Source organism: Niallia sp. FSL R7-0271 (assembly GCF_038005785.1).
GTDB lineage: Bacteria > Bacillota > Bacilli > Bacillales > Cytobacillaceae > Niallia.
The window spans coordinates 3,823,987-3,848,315 of the sequence record NZ_JBBOTZ010000001.1 but is presented as its reverse complement, the minus strand read 5'-3'; the positions used below and the strand labels follow the sequence as shown (position 1 = coordinate 3,848,315).

General features: G+C 39.2%; 22 protein-coding genes and 1 riboswitch. Of the genes, 10 read left to right on the top strand and 12 right to left on the bottom strand.

What is annotated here, in order from left to right; translation table 11 throughout:
- Positions 1-20: 20 nt before the first annotated feature.
- Positions 21-1,628 carry a glycosyltransferase family 2 protein gene (locus MKX82_RS19600; RefSeq protein WP_251647646.1) on the top strand — a complete coding sequence of 536 codons (1,608 nt, stop codon included), beginning with the start codon at positions 21-23 and terminating at the stop codon, positions 1,626-1,628.
- 109 nt (positions 1,629-1,737) lie between these two features.
- Here the strand turns inward: MKX82_RS19600 and MKX82_RS19595 are convergent, their stop codons facing one another.
- The 4 genes from MKX82_RS19595 to MKX82_RS19580 all read right to left on the bottom strand — a co-directional run bounded on the left by MKX82_RS19595 (position 1,738) and on the right by MKX82_RS19580 (position 4,556).
- Positions 1,738-2,001, bottom strand: coding sequence for a hypothetical protein (locus tag MKX82_RS19595; RefSeq protein WP_251647645.1), 264 nt, complete (start codon positions 1,999-2,001; stop codon positions 1,738-1,740).
- A gap of 257 nt (positions 2,002-2,258) precedes the next feature.
- The gene (locus MKX82_RS19590) at positions 2,259-2,387 is read right to left on the bottom strand and encodes a hypothetical protein (RefSeq protein ID WP_341079243.1); all 129 of its coding nucleotides are present in this window, start codon (positions 2,385-2,387) and stop codon (positions 2,259-2,261) included.
- 130 nt (positions 2,388-2,517) lie between these two features.
- Positions 2,518-3,525, bottom strand: coding sequence for a FecCD family ABC transporter permease (locus MKX82_RS19585; protein ID WP_233316066.1), 1,008 nt, complete (start codon positions 3,523-3,525; stop codon positions 2,518-2,520).
- The gene (locus tag MKX82_RS19580; protein ID WP_233316065.1) at positions 3,525-4,556 is read right to left on the bottom strand and encodes a FecCD family ABC transporter permease; all 1,032 of its coding nucleotides are present in this window, start codon (positions 4,554-4,556) and stop codon (positions 3,525-3,527) included. The genes MKX82_RS19585 and MKX82_RS19580 overlap by 1 nt, the downstream gene beginning before the upstream one ends.
- 213 nt (positions 4,557-4,769) lie before the next feature.
- Here MKX82_RS19580 and MKX82_RS19575 point away from each other — a divergent pair, with 213 nt between their 5' ends.
- The 3 genes from MKX82_RS19575 to MKX82_RS19565 all read left to right on the top strand — a co-directional run bounded on the left by MKX82_RS19575 (position 4,770) and on the right by MKX82_RS19565 (position 8,868).
- On the top strand, positions 4,770-5,735 hold the full coding sequence (locus tag MKX82_RS19575; RefSeq protein WP_341079241.1) for an iron-hydroxamate ABC transporter substrate-binding protein: 966 nt from the start codon (positions 4,770-4,772) through the stop codon (positions 5,733-5,735).
- A gap of 117 nt (positions 5,736-5,852) precedes the next feature.
- Positions 5,853-6,296 (top strand): VOC family protein, encoded by a 444-nt coding sequence (locus MKX82_RS19570; protein ID WP_237942122.1) that lies wholly within the window; start codon positions 5,853-5,855, stop codon positions 6,294-6,296.
- A gap of 94 nt (positions 6,297-6,390) precedes the next feature.
- The gene (locus tag MKX82_RS19565) at positions 6,391-8,868 is read left to right on the top strand and encodes a DEAD/DEAH box helicase (protein ID WP_341079238.1); all 2,478 of its coding nucleotides are present in this window, start codon (positions 6,391-6,393) and stop codon (positions 8,866-8,868) included.
- Positions 8,869-8,905: 37 nt separating this feature from the next.
- Here MKX82_RS19565 and MKX82_RS19560 read toward each other — a convergent pair whose 3' ends face one another.
- Positions 8,906-10,345 (bottom strand): NAD(P)-binding domain-containing protein, encoded by a 1,440-nt coding sequence (locus MKX82_RS19560; protein ID WP_233316061.1) that lies wholly within the window; start codon positions 10,343-10,345, stop codon positions 8,906-8,908.
- Between the two features lie 515 nt (positions 10,346-10,860).
- Between MKX82_RS19560 and MKX82_RS19555 the strand changes: the two genes are divergently transcribed.
- Positions 10,861-11,301, top strand: a complete 441-nt coding sequence (locus MKX82_RS19555; protein WP_233316162.1) for a hypothetical protein — start codon at positions 10,861-10,863, stop codon at positions 11,299-11,301.
- Positions 11,289-11,576: a YxcD family protein gene (locus MKX82_RS19550; RefSeq protein ID WP_233316060.1), complete on the top strand. Its 288-nt coding sequence runs from the start codon at positions 11,289-11,291 to the stop codon at positions 11,574-11,576. Before MKX82_RS19555 ends, MKX82_RS19550 begins: the two co-directional genes overlap by 13 nt.
- Before the next feature lie 51 nt (positions 11,577-11,627).
- Here the strand turns inward: MKX82_RS19550 and MKX82_RS19545 are convergent, their stop codons facing one another.
- Positions 11,628-12,665 carry a PTS transporter subunit IIC gene (locus tag MKX82_RS19545; protein WP_341079235.1) on the bottom strand — a complete coding sequence of 346 codons (1,038 nt, stop codon included), beginning with the start codon at positions 12,663-12,665 and terminating at the stop codon, positions 11,628-11,630.
- Positions 12,666-12,897: 232 nt separating this feature from the next.
- Here MKX82_RS19545 and MKX82_RS19540 point away from each other — a divergent pair, with 232 nt between their 5' ends.
- Entirely contained in the window at positions 12,898-14,118 is a 1,221-nt protein-coding gene (locus tag MKX82_RS19540) for a sensor histidine kinase (RefSeq protein ID WP_237942118.1), read from the top strand.
- 88 nt (positions 14,119-14,206) lie between these two features.
- Here the strand turns inward: MKX82_RS19540 and MKX82_RS19535 are convergent, their stop codons facing one another.
- The 5 genes from MKX82_RS19535 to MKX82_RS19515 all read right to left on the bottom strand — a co-directional run bounded on the left by MKX82_RS19535 (position 14,207) and on the right by MKX82_RS19515 (position 19,437).
- Entirely contained in the window at positions 14,207-15,331 is a 1,125-nt protein-coding gene (locus MKX82_RS19535) for a 5-methyltetrahydropteroyltriglutamate--homocysteine S-methyltransferase (protein WP_233316057.1), read from the bottom strand.
- Between the two features lie 108 nt (positions 15,332-15,439).
- Positions 15,440-15,543: riboswitch (SAM riboswitch) on the bottom strand.
- Between the two features lie 92 nt (positions 15,544-15,635).
- A complete protein-coding gene (locus MKX82_RS19530) occupies positions 15,636-16,646 on the bottom strand; it encodes a FecCD family ABC transporter permease (RefSeq protein ID WP_233316056.1) in 1,011 nt (336 codons plus the stop codon).
- Positions 16,643-17,641 (bottom strand): FecCD family ABC transporter permease, encoded by a 999-nt coding sequence (locus tag MKX82_RS19525; protein ID WP_341079232.1) that lies wholly within the window; start codon positions 17,639-17,641, stop codon positions 16,643-16,645. Before MKX82_RS19525 ends, MKX82_RS19530 begins: the two co-directional genes overlap by 4 nt.
- A 76-nt stretch (positions 17,642-17,717) precedes the next feature.
- A complete protein-coding gene (locus MKX82_RS19520) occupies positions 17,718-18,641 on the bottom strand; it encodes an iron-hydroxamate ABC transporter substrate-binding protein (protein WP_233316054.1) in 924 nt (307 codons plus the stop codon).
- Complete coding sequence (locus MKX82_RS19515; protein ID WP_233316160.1) at positions 18,592-19,437, bottom strand: ABC transporter ATP-binding protein; 846 nt, start codon at positions 19,435-19,437, stop codon at positions 18,592-18,594. Before MKX82_RS19515 ends, MKX82_RS19520 begins: the two co-directional genes overlap by 50 nt.
- A gap of 181 nt (positions 19,438-19,618) precedes the next feature.
- On the opposite strand from MKX82_RS19515, the gene MKX82_RS19510 reads away from it, so the two are divergent.
- Positions 19,619-20,701: an NAD(P)/FAD-dependent oxidoreductase gene (locus MKX82_RS19510; RefSeq protein ID WP_341079230.1), complete on the top strand. Its 1,083-nt coding sequence runs from the start codon at positions 19,619-19,621 to the stop codon at positions 20,699-20,701.
- Between the two features lie 33 nt (positions 20,702-20,734).
- Here MKX82_RS19510 and MKX82_RS19505 read toward each other — a convergent pair whose 3' ends face one another.
- Positions 20,735-21,496: a hypothetical protein gene (locus tag MKX82_RS19505; RefSeq protein WP_341079228.1), complete on the bottom strand. Its 762-nt coding sequence runs from the start codon at positions 21,494-21,496 to the stop codon at positions 20,735-20,737.
- 696 nt (positions 21,497-22,192) lie between these two features.
- Here MKX82_RS19505 and MKX82_RS19500 point away from each other — a divergent pair.
- The gene (locus tag MKX82_RS19500; protein ID WP_233316051.1) at positions 22,193-23,362 is read left to right on the top strand and encodes an ABC transporter substrate-binding protein; all 1,170 of its coding nucleotides are present in this window, start codon (positions 22,193-22,195) and stop codon (positions 23,360-23,362) included.
- Positions 23,363-23,448: 86 nt separating this feature from the next.
- Positions 23,449-24,324, top strand: a complete 876-nt coding sequence (locus MKX82_RS19495; RefSeq protein WP_233316050.1) for a branched-chain amino acid ABC transporter permease — start codon at positions 23,449-23,451, stop codon at positions 24,322-24,324.
- Positions 24,325-24,329: the final 5 nt, after the last annotated feature.

Genomic DNA, 24,329 nt, shown 5'->3' with positions numbered 1-24,329 from the left:
ACTATGAAATATCGGAGGTAATGATGAAATTTACTATAGCAATACCTGTATATAATGATGAAAATACCATTAGAATTTGTTTAGATAGTATTATTAATCAAACAATCAGCAAAGATAAATTAGAAATTATTTGTGTGAATGATGGTTCAACAGATCAGAGTCCAGAGATACTGAAGGAATACAGTGATATGTACAGCTTCATCCGTATAATTCACCAAGAAAACAGCGGTTCACCAAGTGGTCCGCGCAATAAGGCCATCGAGCTTGCTACAGGTGATTATATATTTTTTGTAGATGGAGATGACTACTTAGGAGCAGAGGCTTTAGAGCGGATGGAAAAAAGGATTCTTCAATATGACAGCGATATAGTAGTCGGAAAATATGTAGGTGTTAATAGAGGAGTTCCTCAGGCTATATTTAAAAACGAAGACAATTTTAATTTTTATGGTTCAAATGCACTTTATACAGTTAGTGTACAGAAATTGTTCCGGGTCAAGTTGCTTCGTGAGCATAATATTCGTTTTCCGGAACATTATTCATTGGGTGAGGATCAGCCATTTATTATTCAGGCCTATGCCTATTCAAATTCCATATCCATTGTTAAGGATTATCCATGTTATTATTTGACTAACAACCTTACTGTAGGAAGAGAGCAGCTAACAAAAAAACCAGTCACAGGCCGAGTTTATATGTATCAGTTCGAAGAGACACTTGCTGCAATTGAAAGTTTAAACCTACCACAGGAGAAAAAACTGCGTACATACTATCAGTATCTCACGCGTGTTCTTAACATTGAACTTCGAACTACTATAGTTCGATCCTTCCAGATGGAAGACAAGAGGTTCATTTTTGAATCTCTGAAAGTATTAATTAAAAAGCATAATTTTCTTGAAATTTATGCTAATTTTAACACAAGGGAAAAGCTACTTTTACGGATTATAGAACAAGGTGATTTGGAGGACTTGATTAACTTTTGGTATGCAGAACGTCATCCAGGAAATATGTTGGTTTTCCATGGTCTTATTTATCCTAAAGCTGAAAAAGCATATGAATTGGCTAAAGCTGAATCACTATCATTTCATCGCTCTAATAAGCTGACAGCTGCTGTAACACGTATTCGCAAGGTTCAAGAAGGGCTGCTTCTTGAAGGTTATCATTATCATTCTCATGTTGATGCATCAGCGGAACAGCTGTTTATCAGGCTTAGCGACAGGGATAGTGAACGTGCAACATCTCTGGCAGTTCATAAAGGGTTATACCGTGCAGATAGTCCAATACCAGTCAATTCTAAAATAATGGAAGCAGAGATTGTTTCTATGTTCCATGTTGTTATACCAGTAGAACTTTTAGAGTGGCTTGAAGCGGAAAAAGGAATAGTGGATATGCATCTTGTAAGCAGAATTGAGAACTACACTGCATTTGCTCGTATTTTAGGTGAAATTCCTAATCACCATAAAAGTAAATTTAATTCGACAAGAAAGAAGAACTGTGCATTTCAGGTTACAACCTACAATACAAAGCATGGAAATTTGTCATTCGAGCTACAAGTTTTAGCTAAAAAGAAAACGAAGCCTTTAACCAGAAAACAGCGGGTTATTAATAAAATTAAGCGAATGATGAAAGCTTGATGGTGCTTTTTTAGGTTATAAAAAAGGGCAATGCGGTGTAAACTGGTACCCATTGTCAATGACACTATAAAAAAGAGATTAAGCAACTAGAAGATGATTCCTATACTGATTAGGAGTCATCTTTTTTATATCCACGACGATTAAAGGTTTTTAATATAACTTCTTTTGCTTCTAAGTCCGTTTTTTTTCTTGCTTCTCGGCTAGTGAATGCCTTTAGGTACCTATAATATCCCGAATGGGATACATCTAGTTGATCACAAAAATACCTGGTCATTCCTTTAAAATGATTCTTTTCAATGGTTTCATCAATCAGCTGATATACTTTACTCGGTTCTAAATTTTCTTTTGTGTTTAGTAGCCCTCTTTCGGTCAAATTCTAGCTTTTTTAATAGCTCTACCTGCCCTTTGATAAGCTTAATTCTTGCTTCCTGCCTTACGATAATTTCAGATGTTGTTAGCTCCCGAGTTAATGGTCTACCATAACTCGTTTTCCTTGTGTCTGTCAGTCCAATTATCCCATTCTTTTCATAGGCCTTCTTTCACCTATAAGCTGATTGTTCCATTATCTTTTGTCCTATAACCTCTATATCGAAACCGTTCTCCTAAAAATTTGGCGCGGAAATTTACCGGCTAGATACTCATCCATAAATCTATTTTAAAGAAGTCAGTATAGGTAATAGCCTGTTCACTAACACGTTGAACATTTGGATTCTGTTGAAGTACTGTGATTTCTTTAGCTGAAAACGTAATCTTACTCATATTGTCTCTCCTAATCCCCATAACTTGAAATTTAAGTATATAAAAAAAATACCTGTAGATAAAACACTCTCTTTTTCAAGAGTCCTAACCTACAGGTACCAGTTTAATGAATGCCTTTTCCTTTTTTGATTTAATCTTTTATAAGAAGGTAAATAAAATACGGTGCGCCAAGGCAGGAGACAACAAGACCTACTGGTATTTCAGTCGGTGCCATTAAGTTTTTGCCAATTGTGTCAGCAGTCAAAAGCAATAAGGCACCTATTAATGCGGCAACAGGGAGGAGTGTCTGATGTCTAGGACCGATTATTCGTCTTGCCAAGTGAGGGGCAATCAAGCCTAGAAAAGAGATTCCTCCGCCGACAGATACGCAAGCTCCTGCAAGAGCTACTGAAATAAAGAGAAGGATGCCTCTTTCACGTTCAATTGCTACTCCAAGCCCTGCAGCAGTGTTTTCACCAAGCTGTAATAAATTCAGCTTATGGGACTTATACAGAGCTAAAGGTACAAACAGGCAAATCCAAGGAAGCACTGCAAAGACATAATCCCAGCTTGCGCTCCAGATGCTTCCTGTAATCCAAATAGTTGCTTGTGTGAAGTCCCGAGGGTCCATCATTAATTGGAAGATAATAATTAACGCGCCAAATGCAGAATTAATACCAATTCCAACAAGCACAAGTCTTACCGGCGAAACGCCATCCTTCCAAGCAATCATATAGATAAGACCAGCAGCAAGCAATGCCCCAAGCAAAGCAGAAAAAGGCATAATAAAAACAGATGCAGTGCCAAAAGATCCTTGGAAGAAGAAAATATAGAGAATAACCGCAAAACCAGCACCGGCATTGATGCCAATGATACCTGGGTCTGCAAGGGCATTGCGTGAGACGCTTTGCAGGATAGATCCAGCAATAGCCATGCCTATACCTATCAAAATGGCTATAACCATTCGCGGCAGTCTAAAGTTGAACAAAATGTTCGCACTTTGCGGTGAGCCTTGTCCTAAAAAGGCTTGCAGCACCTCAGATGGCGATATTTTTATAATGCCCAAGTTTAAGCTCAGAAGGAAAACAACAATAATCGCAGCAATTAAGCTTATAACTGTAACAGTAAAGCGCTTTGTGGTCCATTTTGTCTGAGACATTATAACCCCCTCCCTTCACGGCGAGCTAAATAAAGAAAGAATGGAACCCCAATTAATACGGTGATGGCTCCTAACGGCGTTTCAAACGGCGGGTTTATGACGCGCGCACCAACATCGGATATAACTAAAAGAAGGGCGCCGACTACTGCCGAGCATGGAATGATTAACCGGTAATCAGGACCAACTATAAAGCGGACAATATGCGGTATCACGAGACCGACAAAACCGATTGTTCCGCCGACTGCAACTGCAGCACCAGTTAAAACTAATACGGCGATAGTGCCAAGAAACTTGACTAAACCTGTCCGCTGCCCGAGACCTGCGGCAACATCTTCGCCTAGGCTTAAAACAGTAATTGACCTGCTGATAAACAGGGCAATAACCAGACCGACAATGACAGCAGGAAGAAGCAGCTTAATGCTTATCCACTGAACACCGGCAACTCCGCCTGCATACCAGAAGCTTATATCCTTGGCAATATCAAAGAACAGGGCAATACCTGTTGAGATGGAACTGAGAAGCGCTGTTACTGCTGAGCCAGCAAGCGCCAGTTTAATTGGAGTAAGTCCTCTTTTGGATAAAGCGCCTATTGAAAAAACTAACAATGTGCCTAAGCCTGCACCTAAAAATGCAAGCAGCATAAGCACTAGATTTGAAGCGGATGGCAGAAAGGCAAAACTAATTGCAATCATAAAGCCTGCTCCAGCTGTAACTCCCATAACGGAAGGGGAGGCAAGGGCATTTCTTGTCATCCCTTGCATAATAGCTCCGGAAACTGCCAAAGCTGCTCCGATTAAAGCAGCCGCAACCGCCCTCGGCCAGCGGAGACGATGAATAATTTGATGCTGAGTAGACTGAGGGTCATAATGGAAAATACTTTGCCACACTGTTGATATACTGATATCAGCTGCACCATATATGATGGATAAGCCCATCGATGCCAGCAAGAGGGCGAGACCGAAAAAGATGACAGCTGTTGCTGTTTTTGGTCTGTAAATATCTTTTTGTACACCCGTTTTATTTTTTTGCATAAAAGGACCAACTTTCCGACCAGATTTCATAATTCCTTTTTATAAAAATATGTAATTAGTGCAAAATAATAATAATCTTCAATTGACTGTTAAAAAATTTGTCGTTTTCTTTAATAAATTTTACTAGAAAATGATAAAAAAATACATAGTCTATTGAAAATGATAATTGTTATCACTTATAATGATTGTATAAACACTCAGGAGGGTACATAGATGTCCAATAAAATGGTTAAATCGCTTTTATTTGCTAGTTTATTATTAGTATTTACTATATTAGCTGCATGCGGTAATGAAAGCGATTCAGATAAAGATACAGGAACAGATACTGCGGAAGAAGCAACAGACCGCACATTAACAGATGCTATGGGACATGAAGTGACTGTTCCGGCTGAACCAAAAGCAGTAATTGGCTCTTATTTAGAAGATGAGCTTGTTGCACTAGGTGTAACACCTGCAGCACAATGGTCTATCCAAGATGGAGCAGGCGTACAGGATTATCTGCAAGACTCCTTGAAGGATGTGCCGACAGTTGACTCAGAGCTTCCTTACGAAGCTGTTGCTAGCTTCAATCCAGATTTGCTGCTGATGACATCAGCTGCTACTGTAGAAGGTGCTAAATACGAGCAATATACAAACATTGCGCCAACATATGTTGTTTCTGAAGAAAACAACAATGATTGGAGAAAAAGACTGGAAACAGTTGGAGAAGTGCTAGGTAAAGAAGACGAAGCTAAAAAGGTTTTAGCTGATTATGATAAAAAAGCAGAAGAAGCAAAAGCAAGCATTCAAGAGGCTGCCAAAGGCGAATCAGCAGCAGCAATCTGGCTTGTGGGCGGACAGCTGTTTATGGTTGGTGAAAATGTATCAAGCGGTGCAGTATTGTACGGTGACTTAGGTTTAGCAGTACCGGAAGTAGTTAAAGAAATTTCTAAAACAGCAACTGGCAACTGGTCTTCGGTTTCACTTGAAAAGCTTGCTGAGCTTGATGCTGATCACTTATTCCTAATTAACAGTGACGGCGAAGCTGCTGAAACGTTGAAAGATCCGCTATGGTCTAATATCCCAGCAGTGAAGAACGGAAATGTTTACGAGTTTAGTCCTGATACTAGCTGGTTATACTCGGGCTCTATTGCTAACACACAAATCATTGACGATGTTGTGGAAAGCTTAACGAAATAACCCAAATTGGCACATTCCTTTTTCAGGAGTGTGCTTTTTTTAAGAGATGTAAACAAAGGGATATGTTGCTGACATAGCGAAATAATATAGCAAGGAAAAAATGACAGGAGGAAACATATGAACAGAATCAATTTAATCGCTCTTGGTGTAAGAAAAATTGCAGACTCACTGGCATTCTATAAATCAATAGGCTTTCAAGCATCTGTCGTCGGTTCAGATGAAGAACCAGTCATTGTTTTTTTTAAAAACCAAGGCTCTAAATTAGAGCTGTATCCTCTTGAGCTGCTTGCTAAAGATATTAATGAAGAAAATCCGCCATCAATAGTAGAGGCTGGAGGATTTCCTGGATTTACGCTTGCTTATAATGCAAAATCTGTTGAAGAAGTAGATGCTATTTTCACAAAGCTTGCTGAGCTTGGTGCCGAAATAGCAAAAATGCCACAAGCAACAACTTGGGGAGGCTACAGCGGGTATTTCAAGGACTTGGACGGTTATTATTGGGAAGTTGCATATGGGTCAGACTGGGAGTTTGATGAATCGGATATGCTTGTCATTAACTAAGAGGAAGGGAAAGACCATTAAAATGGTCTTTTTTGAATTGATTTTCCTAAATGAAAGAGACTAATGGAAAGACTTATGTGAAGAGGTTGTTTAAATGAGTGAACTACTAGAAGGATATTACGACAAATCAGTAGAGAAAACAAAGAAGCTGATTATTGAGGATATAGAGAGATATCTGCAGGATAAAGAGAAAATGCCTTCCTATGAGCAATATTTGCGGGAAAGAGGAGAGTTTATCCACCAAATATGGCTTAACACGTGGATTAACATGACTGGAAGTGAGGCATCCGGCAGAGAAAAGAAAGAGTATTTAGAGGGAAAGGGAATAGAGACGGAGGGCTTAACGAAGAAAGTAATCAAGCAATTATTCAGACAGGAAATAAGAGAACCGAAAACCTATAAGTTTGAAGAATGGCTGGATACGCTGTACGCAGGAAAGGAACTGGAATGGGAAGCCCTTTATACGAGTGTACGGGAAAAATATCTTGAATGGAAAACAACGCAAGAAATACAGGAAAAAAACCGCAAGCTGAACAGGAAATTTGCCTATTATATAGAACAGGAGCTTGGAGAGCATTATGAGGAATTGTATTTATATGTTCGCTACTTGATTGGCTGTCACTTAGAAGTGGAAATAGAAGGGAATGGCATTATTCTGTCTTCAGATGATATTATGTTTGAAGATTATTTATACAATGAACTAGACATGCCATATAACCAGTTTTATTTTGTAGAGGACAGAACAGCGGCTTATGAGGACATGATCATTGCTTATTTAGGTGATTTTGGACCAAATTGGCTGAAACAGCATCTTCCTAAACATCTGCTTGACGAGTATCTTAAGTATTCGGAAAAACCAGTTCCGCTTTCCTATTTAAGGGAAATAGCCAGTGAATTATTTGAGGATATTGCTTCAGACTTCTTCGCTGATCTTCTTGAAGAAAGGCTGGCAGATTTAACGAAGCTGATTGATATTCCTTTTGATTTAGAAATCCATAGGGATATTTATATAAAAGATAAGGAGTGGAGAGAGCGGCGCGAACGGGAAGAGCGCGAAGAAAAAAGAAAGCGCAAAGAAAAAGAAAAAAAGATGCTTGAAGATATTTTTGGAATGGAATATAGTCCTCCGACTGGCCGGGATATTCAGTATAAACTCCATGTGGGTGAGACAAATACGGGAAAAACCTTTCGTGCTATCCAAAAAATGAAGGAAGCAGCAAGCGGTCTGTATCTTGCGCCATTACGCTTATTAGCATTGGAAATATATGAAAGGCTGAATGACGATGGCGTCCCTTGTTCGTTAATAACTGGAGAGGAAGAAAAACTTGCGAAGGAAGGAAAGCATCTTTCCTGTACCGTCGAGATGTTTCGTGAAAAGGACTTTTATGAAGTAGTTGTCATTGATGAAGCCCAGATGATTGCTGACAAAGACAGAGGTTTCTCATGGTATAAGGCAATCACGAAAGCAAATGCAAAGGAAGTACATATTATTTGCAGCTTTCATGCAAAAACGATGATTTTGGATTTGCTTGGAGATTCAGATGTGGAAGTGAAGGAATATGAAAGAGATACCCCATTGAAGGTAGAGTCCTCGCCATTTAAGCTGAGCGACACGAGAAAAGGTGATGCACTTGTCTGCTTTTCAAGAAGAGGCGTTTTAGAGACTGCTTCACAAATTCAAAAGATGGGACGGCAGACGAGCATGATATACGGCAGTATGCCGCCAGAAACGAGAAAAAAACAGATGCACCGATTTATTGATGGAGAAACATCTGTTATTGTTTGTACGGATGCGATTGGAATGGGGTTGAACTTACCAATCAAACGGATTGTTTTCCTGGAAAATGATAAATTCGATGGAACTAAACGAAGGATACTCACATCCCAAGAGGTAAAACAAATTGCAGGGAGAGCAGGACGCAGAGGTTTGTATGAAGTGGGCAGAGTAGCATTCGCAAGTGAGCCGAGAATGATGAAGGTGCTGCTTGAGAAAAAGGATGAGGATATCACTGGCTTCACAATTGCGCCGACTTCTGCTGTTTTGAAGAGGTTCCAAAAATATTCTAACAGCTTAAGCTTGTTTTTTTATCTATGGGAGAACTTCAAAAATCCAGAAGGTACAAGAAAAGCAACATTAGCTGATGAAATGCTCTTATATGATATGATTAAGGACACATTGGTTGAGGCGAGGCTGTCCTTAGATGATCTATTCGGGTTTTTGCGTCTTCCATTCTCTGCGAATGAGCCTGTTTTGCGGGCACAGTGGAAAAGCAAAATGATTTCCATAGTGGAAAACAACGATTTGCCTGATCCTATTATAAATAAATCAAGCTTAGAAGAACTTGAACTTTCATACAAATCTGTTGGCCTGCATCTTCTCTTTTTATATAAGATAGGCAAAGCGACAGAAGCCTATTATTGGGAAAGAGTTCGTGAAGAAATAAGTGATTTGATTCATGAACAATTAAAATCTGGCGTTAAAATACGCAGAAATGTATGTGAAACTTGCGGGAAAGAACTGCCGCACCGGTTTAAACATAAAATATGCAATGAGTGCTTTTTCATCAGATAAAAAACAGCCAAAGGCAAATTTGCCTTTGGCTTCCTTTTTAATTTAATGTAGATGCTGCTGATTCTTTTTTAGGCCAAACCCCTGCAAACTCCTCTACATCATAGGAGAGAAAATCATGTAGCTTTTGCTTTCGATCATCAAGAAACAGCTCATCTGCTACAGCCGAAACGATTCTTGGGATTCCGTAGCGCATGCCGGACAGGGCAGAAGCAGACAAACCACAGCTGATAAGCGCCGAATAATTAAAGGCAAACAAACCGTAAAGGAGCGCTTCTCCAGCTTTATCCTTACTTATGAAGGAGAAACCATTACTTAAATATGGATGGGCATCAATAGTCGGGTTAGCAATATCTTTAGGTGCTTGGTAATAATCTTTCCAGCGTGTAATATGCTTTTCCACTAATTTAAGCTCAGGGCGAAGCGCTGGATCAGTTATCAGGCCAGTGCTGATAATAAGGAAATCAAACTTCGCCTTACTTTGAGGTGTAGTTACAACAGCTGCACCTTGCTCCTCTTTAACTTCAAGCCACGGGGACCCTAAATGAAGATGAAATCCTGGCCAATTGCTAGCCCGCTCGAAGATGTCATTTGTAGGCGGCTGGTTGAGCTTAAAGAAATGTGCCATTCCTGCATATTTCTCTGCGTCGGAAAAGGCAGGGTAACGCTCAATCATCCCTGAAACTTCCATTTGCCGGATTGGATTAATGCGAGGCAGCTCTTTTCTGCGGACAAATACATGTACCTCGCTGGCACCTTTCTGGAGCGCGTAATTGGCATTATCAAAAGCAGATGCTCCTCCTCCTAATACAGCCAGCTTTTTCCCTTTTAGTTCAGTAAAATCAATGGACTCAGAAGTATGGGCATAAAGACTTTTTGGCAAAGATTCTGATAAGAAGGAAGGTACATGCCACTCACCGCCGCCTTGAATTCCAGTTGCAAGGATGACTTTTCGCGCCAGCAGCTTTTCCTGAACATTCCCTTGTTTGCAAACATGGAGGCAATGCAATCCCTCACCAAGCGGTTCAATGAGTTGGAGCTTTGTGTCATTAATAACAGGTAGATTTAAGATTCTGCGATACCAGCGTAAATAATCCATCCAATCTCCCCGAGGGATTTTATCAAGCTGTTCCCAGCCCTCCACTCCTGCCTGAGCCTCCCACCATGCCCGGAAGGTTAAGGAAGGGATGCCAAGGTCAATGGATGTTAAATTTTTCGGTGTGCGCAATGTAATCATTCTTGCGTACGTATCCCAAGGACCTTCATAGCCTTCAGGGTTTTCATCTAGGACGAGAATATTACTGATCCGTTCCCGCAGCAGACCAAATGCAATTCCTAATCCTGATTGTCCACCGCCGATGATGACTGTGTCATAAACATGACCATTCTTATGAGAACGGGGCTTCATCCAATCTGGTCCGCCAAAATTTATATAAGATAAATCCGTTTTTACTCGTTCATTTAGTGCCTCTAAGCTCATGTATCCTCATCCCTTCCTTACTTTTTCATGTATAAATATAGTAAATAATATAATTTCATGTTAGGTTTTATTACATAGTTGCGTTATGAAATAATGGTATCATTTTTGTATGTTTATTGTATGGATAAAATATCTAAATTTTCACTCTTTTTTTAGTTATTTCGCTTTACTACCGAAAGTGTTGACTGTAGCCTATCTTTTTAGTAAAATAGAATCATCATAGAGCTAATAGCTCATGAACATTTGAATACTCCAAAGGGGAGTAGCTAACAGTTACGTCGTCAATACGTGGCAATTTACATGCCACCGGCCAAACTGGCAACTTGAATGTTGTTTGCGAGACCTTTGCCATTAACGGTAAAGGGATAAATATGACTATTTTCAAACCTTTACCAATCCGGTAAAGGTTTTTTGTTTTTAAAAAAAGGGGGAATAGTAATATAAGCGGTAGATAATCACTGTATATATTGCGAGTCATAACAAAAAAAATAGAAAAGTGGAGGAAACAAATAATGATGAAGAAACTCTTAACAGCAGTATTAACACTTGGACTTATCTTTTCACCTGTCGGAAATGCAGTGTTCCATGAACAGACAACAACGGTTGAAGCGAAATCTTATAAATCTGGAAAACGAAGCTTTAACAATAATAACAGCAATACAAACACAAATACGAACTCCTTCTTTCAAAAGAAGCAGAACAATAATTCAACAACAACAACTTCTAAATCAAACAACAGAGGATTCTTTTCAGGCGGCTTGATGAGAGGCTTAATGATTGGTGGACTTGCAGGATTGCTGTTTGGCGGCCTTTTTGCCAATATGGGTGTACTTGGGTCTATTTTAGGTCTAATCATTAATGTTTTGGCTATCGTAATTCTAATTAGCGTCATCAGAAAAATCTTTGTTTATTTCAAAAAGAAAAAAAGAGAGGAAGCTAATAATTGGAGAAACTAATCATTCCAGAGCAGGATATTATAAATGCAATTTGCGTTTATATTTCAAGAAAGAAGCAAGTCCGTCCGGATGAAGTAGAAGTGGAGCTTATGTACGATGATGATTACGGCTTTTCTGCTGAATCCTATGTTCATGACCGAAAGCAAGTGCTGATTGCTCAAAATATCATTGAAGCATTGCGCCTATGGATGGATGAGTATTTAAATATTGATCCTTATATCGGAATTAAATTAGTGCTGGATGACGAGCAAGGAATCATTGCTGTAACGCGATAAGCAAAAAAATAGTAAAAAGCCGTTAAGGAAATTCCTTAACGGCTTTTTTTATTAGTCGAAATGAAGCTTGTAATCATCTGCTTTGATAACTTTAAGTTTTCTGGCAAAGATATAAATTAAGGCAAGGTTGAGTATGACTGGAACGATAAAGAATACGGAAATCATAATGGTAATATTCTTATATGTCCACCCTCCGTCAGCCAAATGCATATAATTTAGCGGACCTACAAGTCCTGAAAGCCCAAAGCCTGCACTGTAAGGAGTGCCCTGTATATTTAAGAATCCTGCTAATGCACCTAGCACAGCAGCGGTTATCAGCATTGGAAACAATATCTTAGGCTTCATAAAGAAGTTCCTCATCTGAATCTTTGGTGAGCCGAGCACATGTGCCAACGCTGTTCCGAGTGCGTTAGCTTTATAGCTTGCAATTGCCAAGCCGATGCCTGCTGCAACAATTCCAAGGTTCGCTGCACCTGACCCGATCCCGGATAATGAAATAACAGTCGCAAGGCCGACGGTTGAAACGGGAGACAAAATGATAATGCAGAAAATGACAGAGATGATGGCTCCCATCAGTACTGGTTGAAGGGTAGTAACATGCTGAACCCCTACACCAATAATTCCTGTTGTGTTTTTTATGTAAGGCAAGATAAGATATCCAGCCATGCCTGGCACTAATATACTCAAGGTAGGCAAGAGTAGAATAGAATATGCCTTCAGGCGGTCTCCTACTAATTGGACAAATAATACGGTTAAAGCGGCAGTTAATCCTGTGTTGATGACGACCCCAATTCCGTTTAAGGTAAATAGCCCATCAGCCGTTTTTTGAATAACACCGCTCCCGACCATCGCGGCAATGCCGACACTCGCTGTTTGGATGGAGGTGAGCTTAAAGGATACTCCGACCATTACACCAATAAGCACAGGCAGCAGGCTCATCACAAATACGGTGATGTCATAAATATGTTGAAGGGATGGTATATAAGGTATCAGAAGCTTTAAAATTTCCCCTAAAAGTGCATTTGGTATTAATGAGACGACAATGCCAATACTGATTCCAGTTAATAATTTGTTGAAAAACTCTTTCATCCCCATAATCTCCATTCCCTTGTATTTTGTGGTAATTATATGCAATATATGGGTGGGCGTCAATAAAAATTTTTAATACTTTAACGCATGTGTGTATAAAAGTAATGAAGTATTAAAAAAGGTAGTTGGAAGCAGATAAAAACCATAACAAATAACTGGAAAAACGTATTCAAGCGCTTGCCAGTTTGGTAGACTAAAGATGTATGGAAATTAAATAAAAGGTGCATAAAACATGAATTCATATAAGGATTTTAATGTAAAGGTTTATTACGGGGTTATAGCTGTTATCATCCTGTTCATGGTGACAGGAATGGTAGCAAGTTTATTCATGGAGACAGCGGGACTGCGCTTTGGGAATTACTTAAATGCAGTAGAAGTGGTCATATTATCTGTGCTGTTGCTGCTGTATCCGAAGATTTCTGGCTGGTGGCTTAATTTTTTAATCATCATCGTTGGAACGGCCTATTTTTATACGATATTTTATGTATATCCAGATACATGGTCTTCCTTTATTTTTGTATGTTTCATCCCGGCAATCTCCATTTTATTTTTTGATAAACAGCTTTTCATATTTTCAATGGTAATGAATATATGCCTTTACTTGCTTGGATATGGTTACATTCTGTTTATGGACAAGGCAGAGACATTTGGGCTGCTAGGAATAAATGTTCCAGGCAATGTTATTAACTTCCTAGGAAGCCAAGCGCTATTATATTGTATTTTTCTTTTAACATATGAACGAATAAAAAAACAGCAATTGTATTACAAACAGCTTCAGCAATCAGAACGGCTGAAAACTACAGGTCAGTTAGCAGCAGCTGTAGCCCATGAAATCAGGAACCCATTAACAGTAGTAAAAGGTTTCCTGCAGCTCTATCAGCAAGAGGAGAAAATGGATGAAGGCTCCAAACGGAACTATAGCCTGATGATTGATGAGCTGAACACAGCAGAGCATGTTCTTTCTCAATTTCTGATGCTGGCAAAACCCGATAATGATATTAAGCTGGAGAAGGTTGAAGTAGACTACTTGCTTCAAAGCGTTACTGATCTAGTAAAATCATATGGAATTCTCAGGGATAATAATATATTTCTCCGTGATGTACAGAAGGATTGTTATATTTTAGTGAACACCATTGAATTTAAACAGTTGATGATCAATCTGTTGAAGAACGCAATGGAGGCATCGCCGTATGGTGAGCCAATCTTTATTGAAACAGAGCTGCAAAAGGATATGGTGGAAATAAAAGTGACAGACCATGGCTGCGGTATGTCAGAGGAGGAAGTCCAATCATTAGGGACACCGTTTTATTCCTTGAAAAGCAAAGGAACCGGTTTGGGAATGATGATATGCTTCAATATTGTCGAAAAGTATAACGGAAAAATCAACATTGAAAGCAAAAAAGGGGAAGGAACGATAGTTAAAATTCAGTTCCCGCTTGTAAAAAATCCGTAAGAAAAGGAAAGGGCAGCAAATTGCCCTTTCCTTTTTTATGGGAATATTGATATAAACAAGCAGGAAGACAAATAAAGTGCCCGTTTTATTATTTAGTTACTGGTTCTTTAGCTTCCCATAATTCCTCGGCAACTTCGACTACTAACCGCAGCTTTTCCCACTGCTGCTCTTCTGTCAGTTTATTGCCGTGGTGTGTCGACGCAAAGCCGCACTGTGGACTTAAGCATAGCTGCTCTAAAGGCAGGTGATTTGCCGCATCAAGAATGCGGGCTTTTAATGTTTCTTTCTTTTCTAATTCGCCAAACTTAGATGTCACAACTCCTAAAACAACCTTTGCTCCTTCATGAGGAATATGTTCAAGCGGTTTGAAGTCACCTGAGCGTTCATCATCATATTCAAGGAAGAAGCCATCAACCTTCTCTTTTGCAAGCAAAGTCGGTGCAATTAAAGAATAGCTTCCTTCGAAAGCCCAAGTTGATTGGTAGTTTCCTCTACACAAGTGGGTTGTAACAACAAGATCCTCTGGTTTATCTTCCAATATGCTGTTAATGACATACAATGCTAACTCAATCCAATGCTCCCTGCTGTACTCTCCGTCATTAAAGGTATGCTCTGGCGAAGAAAGTCTTGCAATATAAACATCGTCTAATTGTAAATAACGCACACCAGCATCATAGAAAGCTTTAATAGCGTCACGGTAAGTTTGGATTACGTCTTTTGTGAAGTCTTCTAAGTTTGGATAAATAGCTTCATTTCTAATAGTGCTGTAAAAAAGCTGGTTCGGACTAGGGATGGTTTGTTTCGCAACAGCGCGATCTCCGACGATGTCTTTAAACACTTTGAAATCTTCAATGAATGGGTGATTTGGATTGAAAGCAATCTTGCCGTTATTGCGGATATTATATTTTTCTGTTTCCACGCCATCAAATTTATAACCGCTTTCTGGCACATAGCCTTCGATTCCATCCAAATGCTCAAGGAAGTCAAGATGCCACCATGTGCGTCTAAATTCTCCGTCTGTCACGGCTTTTAAGCCAATCTCGATTTGTTTATCAACAATTCTCTTAATCTCTGCTGTTTCCACAGCACGAAGCTCATCTTTTGTAATAATGCCTTCTTTGAATTCTTTTCTAGCTTTATGCAAGCTTTCAGGCCGCAATAAGCTGCCAACGTGATCTGCTCTGAATGGACCTTGGTTTACTATTTTTGTCATGATTAACTCCTGCTTTCGTTATTTTATTTGGAATGAAAGAAGATAAGCCTAAAACACACAAAAAGCCTCTTCTTGTAAATAAGAAGAGGCGAACATTCACATTGGCTCTTCTTATCTTCAAGCGTTGCGCTTCTGGAATTAGCACAGTATTCTAAGCAGAATCTGTTGCTGAGGCATCAAAGGGCCAGTCCCTCCACCTCTCTCGATAAGAAATGAAATTTTTTTTGTTTTTGAAATATCTGTATACTAGATTAATTGGAAAAATCTAAATAGTCAAGGAAAATATTTTATTATATTGATATACTTATTTTTTCTTGAACAGCAAATACATGAAGTAAGGCGCGCCAATAATGGCAGCCATGATTCCAGCTGGGACTCCGTCAGGATCAAGTATGTTTTTGCCAATTGTGTCCGCAGCCAGAAGGAAAAGCCCCCCGATCAGCAGTGCAACAGGTAAATACATTTTATGCCTTGGGCCGACTAATGCTTTCGCAATATGAGGTCCCATTAATCCTATAAAGGAGATGCTTCCTGTTGCGGAAACAGCAGCAGCAGCCAGAGCGACCGCAGCTATTGCCAGAACTATTCTCTCCTTCTGAACCGATGCGCCAATACCGACAGCAACAGGCTCGCTGAAGGTCAGAACATCGAGCTTATTCGCTTTGTATAAAGTAAAAGGAATAAATACAATCAGCCAAGGAAGCATAGCCAAAATATACGGCCAGTCTGTTCCCCAAACATTGCCTGCCAGCCATTTTGAAATGAACTCTACTTTTTCTCTTTCAGCAGAAGAAATCAGCACAACCATGATTCCTGATAAAGCCATAGAAAAGCCTACCCCAACTAGTACAAGGCGAGTTGGCTGGAAACCGAGGCCTTTATCGTATGAAAAGAAATAGATAAGCAGGGCGGACGCAACAGCACCGGCAAATGCACAAACTGGAATCATATAAACAAATGATCCAGCGTCAATCGGGAAAAACAGGAAAAAGATTGCAACAGCAACACCGGCGCCTGCGTTAATGCCAATAATGCCTGGATCTGCTAAATCATTTCTTGTGATGCCCTGCAGAATTGCTCCAGAAAGAGAGAGGGCAACCCCTGCAAGCAAGGTAACAATAATTCTTGGCAAGCGAACAGAATATAAAATAAATTCCTCTGAGAATGTGCCATTTCCAAACAGTGTCGGCAGAAGCCGTGACAGACCGAAGGAGGCGTACCCGATACTTAAGGAGATTCCAATAGTCAAAAATATGAGTGCTGCAAGCACGGTGATAACTAGTTTTTGTTTTTTCAGCAATGCAGAGGATATCATGCGAATTTACTTCCTCCTTTTTTAACAATGAATAAAAAGAAAGGCAAACCTAAAATACTGATTATTGCTGCTACAGGTGTTTCATATGGAGCATTCATTGTCCTTGCAACAGTGTCAGCCATCAGCATAAATATTCCACCTGCAATGGCTGTAATCGGGAGAAGAAAGCGATAATCTGTTCCTGCAGCCCAGCGGACCATATGTGGAACCATCAGCCCAATAAACGCCATATTTCCAACAAGTGCGACAGCGGCTCCTGCCAGAATAATAATAACAATAAAAAGCAGTCCCTTAACCAAGGCTGTCTTTTGCCCAAGCCCGACTGCTACATCTTCACTTAAGCTTAAGATAGTAAGCTGCCTGGATAAAAAGAAGGCAACAGCGATGCCAATAAGGATGGCAGGAAGAATAATCTTAAGCTGTCCCCATGATGTGCCAATCAGACCACCAGAAGTCCACATCGACACATTTTTATTGATGTGAAAAAACAGGCTGATTCCTTCAGCGATGGCAGTAAGGAATGCTGTTACAGCTGATCCTGCCAACACAAGCTTAAGCGGAGAGTTTCCTACTTTTCGCATCATCCCGATTCCAACTACTAAAACCATGCCAATAGCGGCACCAACAAAACAGATTAACATTATACTAAAATAGTTTAATGACGGGATAAGTGCTAAAGATAAAGCTAAGGCGAAATTTGCACCTGCAGTCAATCCTAGCAAACCAGGATCAGCAAGCGGGTTTTTTGTTATGCCTTGCATGATAGCACCAGAAACGGCTAAAGCAGATCCCACTGCAATTGCAGCAACCTCTCTAGGAAGACGGATTTCCCGCAGTATATTGCTGTTTTGATTTTGGTGTTCAGAAGTGATGGCGAGCCATAAGTCCTTTAATGATGTATCGGCAGCTCCGAAGATCATGGAGATGATAAATGCAGCAATCAAAAGAGAGATACCTATTAATAATTTCCATACAAACGAAATAGAATTAGTCATTTTATATCATCTTTTCTGTTTAGATTTGTATAAAAACATGCTGCGCACAAACGTGCACAGCATGCAATCCTAGTAGTTAGTTGCCTAGAAAATGCTCTTTAAAGAATTCCAGTTGATAATCAAGCGTCACAGGATCATTAAAGTAGAATTCATTTGCATTTGCTTTAAATACATGGTTATTTTTTACTGCTGGTATATTTTTGTATGCTTCTGTTTCTTGATAAGAGTTATCTTGATCTGCATATTCACTGATAATCAAGTAATCTCCCACATACTCAGGCAGCACTTCTGAAGATAATGCATAGTATCCGTCTGCAAGTGCCATTTCTTTCACCTTTTCGGGCATGTTCAGCTTCATTGCTTGATAGAGTATTTCAGTTCCGCGACCCCAGTTGTTGCCGAATACATACATTTGCTTATTAAAGTTTTCGATGACAGTTACTGTTGCATCTTCCCCTATTTTTGCTTTGATTTCTTTACCAGCTGCATCTGCACGCTGTTTAAAGTCATCAACCCAAACTTGTGCTTCTTTTTCTTTATTAAGAAGCTTTCCAATTTCAAGATGCTGTGTTAAATAGTCTGCCTTGCCATAAGTAAATGTGACAGTTGGAGCGATTTCATTTAACTTGTCTACATTTTTAATAGTTGATAATCCGATGATTAAATCTGGCTTTAATTCAATTATTTTCTCGAGATTTTCATCTGTTACTTCTTCTACGTCTTTCAACTCTGAATCAAATCTTGGGTTTTGCTTTGACCAGGAATCAACACCGACTACGTTTACTCCAAGTGCCATAACGTTACCAGTGAAGGTGGATAATACGACAACGCGCTGTGGATCTGCAGGTACTTCAACAGGTCCATTTTCAGACTGGTAAGTAATAGTTCCAGATTTTTTGTCTGTATCTTCTGTATTGCCGTTCGTTTCTGATGCCTTATTTCCACAGGCACTAATAACTAGCAATAAGATTAGAATCATTGGCAATAACGACTTCTTCATGTTTCTTGTCTCCTTTTATGAGGTGGTATGTTAAGCATATCGGCTTTTTCGTGCGAGGGTCTTCCCCTATTTCCGCATCAATTTGAAAAACTTTTCGTAAAATATCTTTTGTAAGGATTTCCTGCGGGCTGCCAGCTTTAACTACCTCACCGTCTTTCATTGCTATAATATAGTCAGCAAATCTCGCGGCTTGGTTTAAGTCATGAAGAACCATCACGATTGTTCTGCCTTGTTCTTCATTAAGCTTCTGGAGCAATTCGAGCACTTCTAATTGATGTGCCATATCTAAATAAGTTGTCGGTTCATCAAGAAAGATAATATCTGTTTCTTGGGCAAGTGCCATTGCAATCCATGCACGCTGTCTTTGACCGCCTGACAAGGCATCTACAGATCTGTCCTTGAATTCCTTTGTATTGGTCGACTCTAACGCCCAATCAATGGCCTCGATATCATGCTGTGATAGTTTTCCGAATCCTTTCTGATGAGGGAAACGCCCGTATGACACTAGCTCCCCTACTGTTAATCCTGCAACACTTTCCGGTGTTTGAGGAAGTATAGCCATTTCCTTTGCAAGCTGTTTCGTATGTATTTTGCTTATGTGCTTGCCATCCAACAGGACAGAACCAGACTGGTGCGGGATAATCCGCGTCATTGCTTTTAATAATGTTGATTTTCCACAGCCATTAGATCCAATAATTGTCGTGATTTTTCCATCTGGTATAACAACATCAAGGTTTTTAACTATTAGCCGTTCGCCATAGCTGATGCTTATATCCTCGGTATATAGTCGCCCCATCATTATCCTCCTATGATTTTCTATTATTAAATAAATGAGAATGATAATCATTTTGAACAAGTAAATCTTATTATCGTTTCATATTTCTGTCAATAATCCATTGTAAAAATTTTAAAAACGGGTTATGATACTAAATGAGAATGAGAATCAATTTAATTCCAAACCATAGGAGTGAAGTAATATGGAAAATACGGAAATATTCGATGTGACGATTATTGGTGGTGGACCAGCAGGACTTTACTCTGCTTTTTATAGTGGTTTAAGAGAAATGAAGACAAAAATTATTGAATTTTTGCCCCATCTTGGAGGCAAGCTTCATCTTTATCCTGAAAAGATGATCTGGGATGTAGGCGGCGTTACACCGCTTCCAGGAGAAAAGCTAAGAGAACAGCTAGTACAACAAGGGCTTACGTTTAATCCGGAAGTCGCATTAAATACAAAAATTACATCTATAAGCAAAAATGCTAAGGGATGTTTTATATTAGAGTCAGCTAATGGTGAGCAGCATTATTCAAAAACGGTTATTGTTGCTGTCGGCAGCGGAATACTTACTCCACAAAAAATAAAAATTGAAGGTGCTGAAAGATTTGAGGTTTCCAACTTGAATTATACAGTTAAATCTCTCATGCAATTCAGAGATAAAACAGTCATTATTTCAGGCGGAGGCAATTCAGCAATAGATTGGGCCCTTGAATTAGAGCCAATCGCTAAAAAGGTATATATAACTTGCAGAAAAGACAGCTTTAAAGGACATGAAGCTAAAGCTACACAGCTTATGGAAAGTAAGGTAGAATGTCTTTTCCACACATCGATTACAAAGCTTATCGCAAAGGATGGTCATGATACGATTGATTCGGTAGAAGTCACAAATAATCAGACAGACGAAGTCGGTTTGCTTGATGTTGACGAGGTTGTCATTAACCATGGCTATGAAATGGATTCCTCATTATTAAAGAACAGTGATCTGGAAATCAAAATGTTGGATGATTTTTATATTGCCGGCAATGCCAACAGTGAAACATCTGTTGAAGGATTGTATGCTGCCGGAGACATTCTGAAGCATGATGGAAAGGTTCACCTGATTGCAGGTGCTTTTCAAGATGCAGCCAATGCGGTAAATAAGGCAAAGCTGTTCATTCAGCCAGACGCCAACACTAGTGCGATGGTTTCTTCTCATAATGAAGTCTTTAAAGAACGAAACAAAGACATCGTCAAAAATATGATGCAATGTGACGATTGCACACAAATGAAAGTGAAGATATAAAAAAATCCGCTGTACTAGCAGCGGATTTTTTTGCTATTTAACCGAAACAGCCATCTTCAATGCATCAACAGGATCCCCTGTTGTTGCAAGAGTGTATAAAGTGGAGTCATCCTCCCATATTATCCGAATCTCAGCATTATTTTCACCTTTTGGATAGCTTACCTCTACCATGCCTTCATCATGAGGAGCAGGCAGAGCGTGTTCCTCTAAGTATTTTACCATCTTTTTGCCGTCTACCTGTAAATCGCGATTATCAGCAGACACCGCTTTAATCTGTAGAACCCATCTGCCTTCCTTCCATTGAAGATAAGTACTTCCTGCTGCTCCTTCGAGTATACCGTTGATGCCGTAGCCTAAATCGACAGACATATCCTCAGGGATATTCTCTTCATCAAAAGCGGGGAACGCAGGAGCATCCTCATCTGTAGTTGCTGTGAACTCTGCTAATGGCTCACCAGCTTGATTTGAATCTTCGGCTACAGACTCGTAAAAGCGGATGCTGTAGCCAACCTGTGTGTTTTCCTCAATATGTGCTCCAAGATAATTGCCATCCTCAACAGGAAAGCTTTCTGGCAGCAAAGCATCTTTTATTTTCAACTCGTTTCTGATATCTGTTAATACTTCTCTATTAGTAAGCTCCGTGGCGGCATCTGTGTTGTTAGCAGTTTGTTCTGCTTGCACTTGATTGCTGCTAGCAGAAACCTTCGTATTCTCCGTACTATTTGCTTGTTCCTTTGTACTGCAGCCTGTGAGTAAAAGGCAGCTGGCAGTCAGCATAATGGGAAATACTTTCATTGGTATTCTCCTTTCTACCGCATTCTTACTTCTTCTTTTCCCTATCTTTCATTAAAAATGAGTTTTTTTGAAAATTTTTTTTAAAAATTTACGAAAATTTTGAACACCGTTGTTCATAAAATATGTCATGTTAAATGACAAATTAAGGTTTGCGAAGAATAGTCTTTTTTAGCTGTTAAAAGCAATAGAATAGACTGAATGCTTAATAATAGGGAAATATGCAGTTATTTTAAATATCAATGTAATTATACTAATAAATATAAGTGTTAGATTATGTGACAAATTTTAATTTAATAATAAAACTATATGCAAATATCTACTTTGGTAGAAGGGAATTAGGTTGTAAATAACTTGTTTTGTGAAAAGATATAACATCAAAATGGCAAAATCAAGGTATTGCTTTCTACAATAATTTGAGGTTAATATAATAATCACATTAGTTCCATTTTTCAAAAAACTATTAGTGAATATGAATAATTTGGTTCTAATAAATAACGAGAGAGTGCCGATAAATAGGAAAGCAGCGCTAATTCTAAACAAAACTGTCTTAAATTTTCAGAGTTATTAAACTAATTAATAATTATATTAAAAATAAAGACAGCGGCGTACTAGAATAGCAATTATGTTTCAAAGAGATAAAGAAATAGCTTTGGAGATATTATTTTCGGAATACTTAAACAAAAGGGGAATTCAAACATGAAGAAGAAGCTTAGTTATTTGTTAGCAACGTCTGCTTTAGCGGCAGGAATCTTGGCTGGATGCAGTCCAAAAGGTGACAGCGGTGCAAGCAGTGATGAAATAAAATTCGGAATCAATTTAGAATTATCAGGTCAGGTTGCATCATATGGACAATCATTAGAAAGTGGAATTGATTTAGCAATTGAAGAAATCAATGCAGACGGCGGAATTGACGGCAAAAAAATTGTCCCTGTAAAGGTTGATAATAAATCAGATCTTACAGAAGCAACAAACGGAGCCCTTAAATTAATTGAACAAGATAAAGTATCGGCAATCATCGGTGCAGCAACAAGCGGTGATACAGTAGCACAAGTTCAGATTGCCAATGATAAACAAACGGTATTGCTGACTCCATCAGGAACAGCACCAAACGTTACAGTAAATGATGATGGCTCTGTAAACGAATATGCTTTTAGAACATCCTTCATCGATCCTTTCCAAGGAAATGTTGCGGCAAACTTCGCAACAGAAAAACTGAATATTAAAAATGCAGCAATTTTTGCTGACAGTGCCAGTGATTATGCGAAAGGTTTAGCGGCAGCATTTAAAGAAACATTTGAAGCAAATGGTGGAAAGATTGTGTCTGAAGAAGCTTATGTAGCAAAAGATACTGACTTTAGCTCTACATTGACAAGAATTAAGTCAGAAAATCCAGAATTCGTATTTATTCCAGGCTATTACGAGGAAGTTGGACTTATCATCAAGCAAGCTCGTGAAATGGGTATCACTGTACCATTTATGGGAGCAGACGGCTGGGATTCACCAAAGCTTATCGAACTTGCTGGTGCAGAAAACTTGAACAATACGTATATCACAAACCATTATTCTTCTGAAGATCCAGATGAAAACATTCAAAAATTCGTTCAAGCATTTAATGATAAATACAGCAAGAGCCCTGACGCGTTCAATGCACTTGGCTATGACTCTGTATACTTGTTGAAAGATGCAATTGAAAGGGCTGGAAGCACAGATTCAGAGAAAGTGAAAGACGCATTAGCTGAAACAAAAGATTTATCCTTAATCACTGGTGTAGTCTCCATTGATGAGAATCATAACCCAATCAAATCTGCAACAGTGCTTGAATATAAGGATGGAAAACAAGTCTTTAACTCAAAGGTTAATCCTTAATAGTTCAAAAAATGGGGGGGAGCATCCTCCCTATTTTATATTTTAGGAGAAAAAAAGGTTAGTTTTGGAAGAAGGAGTGAGAAAAAATGGAATGGATACAGCAGCTTGTCAACGGCATCTCCCTTGGCAGCATTTACGCACTTATCGCATTAGGTTATACAATGGTTTACGGAATTATTAAACTTATCAACTTTGCCCACGGGGATGTCTTTATGGTCGGCGCCTTTATAGGCTTTTATTCCATTACAGGCTGGGGATTGGGGTTCTTCCCTGCATTGATTGTTTCCATGGTAGCATGTGCTATTTTTGGTGTAATTATTGAAAGAATTGCTTATAAAAGACTGCGAAATGCTACTAGGATAGCGGCCCTTATTACTGCTATCGGGGTTTCGTTATTAATTGAATATGTATTTATTTACTTTAGAGGAGCAGGCTTAGTTGCCTACCCGAATGTACTGCCAACAAAAACATTTGAAATTTTCGGTGCGCAAATCAGCAGCAAGTCGCTATTAATTCTAGGAACTTCTGTAACGTTGATGCTTATTCTGCAATTCATTGTCCATAAGACGAAAACAGGAAAAGCAATGCGCGCAGTTTCTCATGACATGGATGCTGCGAGGTTAATGGGGATTAATGTAGATAGAACAATCTCAGCTACATTTGCTATCGGATCGGCTCTCGCTGGGGCTGCAGGTGTTATTTTCGGTGCTTATTATACAAAAATCGAGCCATTAATGGGTGTAATTCCAGGGTTGAAGGCTTTTGTTGCTGCCGTACTTGGGGGTATTGGCATTATTCCTGGAGCAATGGTGGGCGGACTTATTTTAGGTCTTGTTGAGACAATAGTAAGTGCACTCGGCTTCTCACTTTGGAGAGATGCTGCTGCATTCATCATCTTAATTCTGATACTTATCTTTAGACCAGCTGGTATTTTAGGTAAGAATACGAAAGAGAAAGTGTAGGTGAA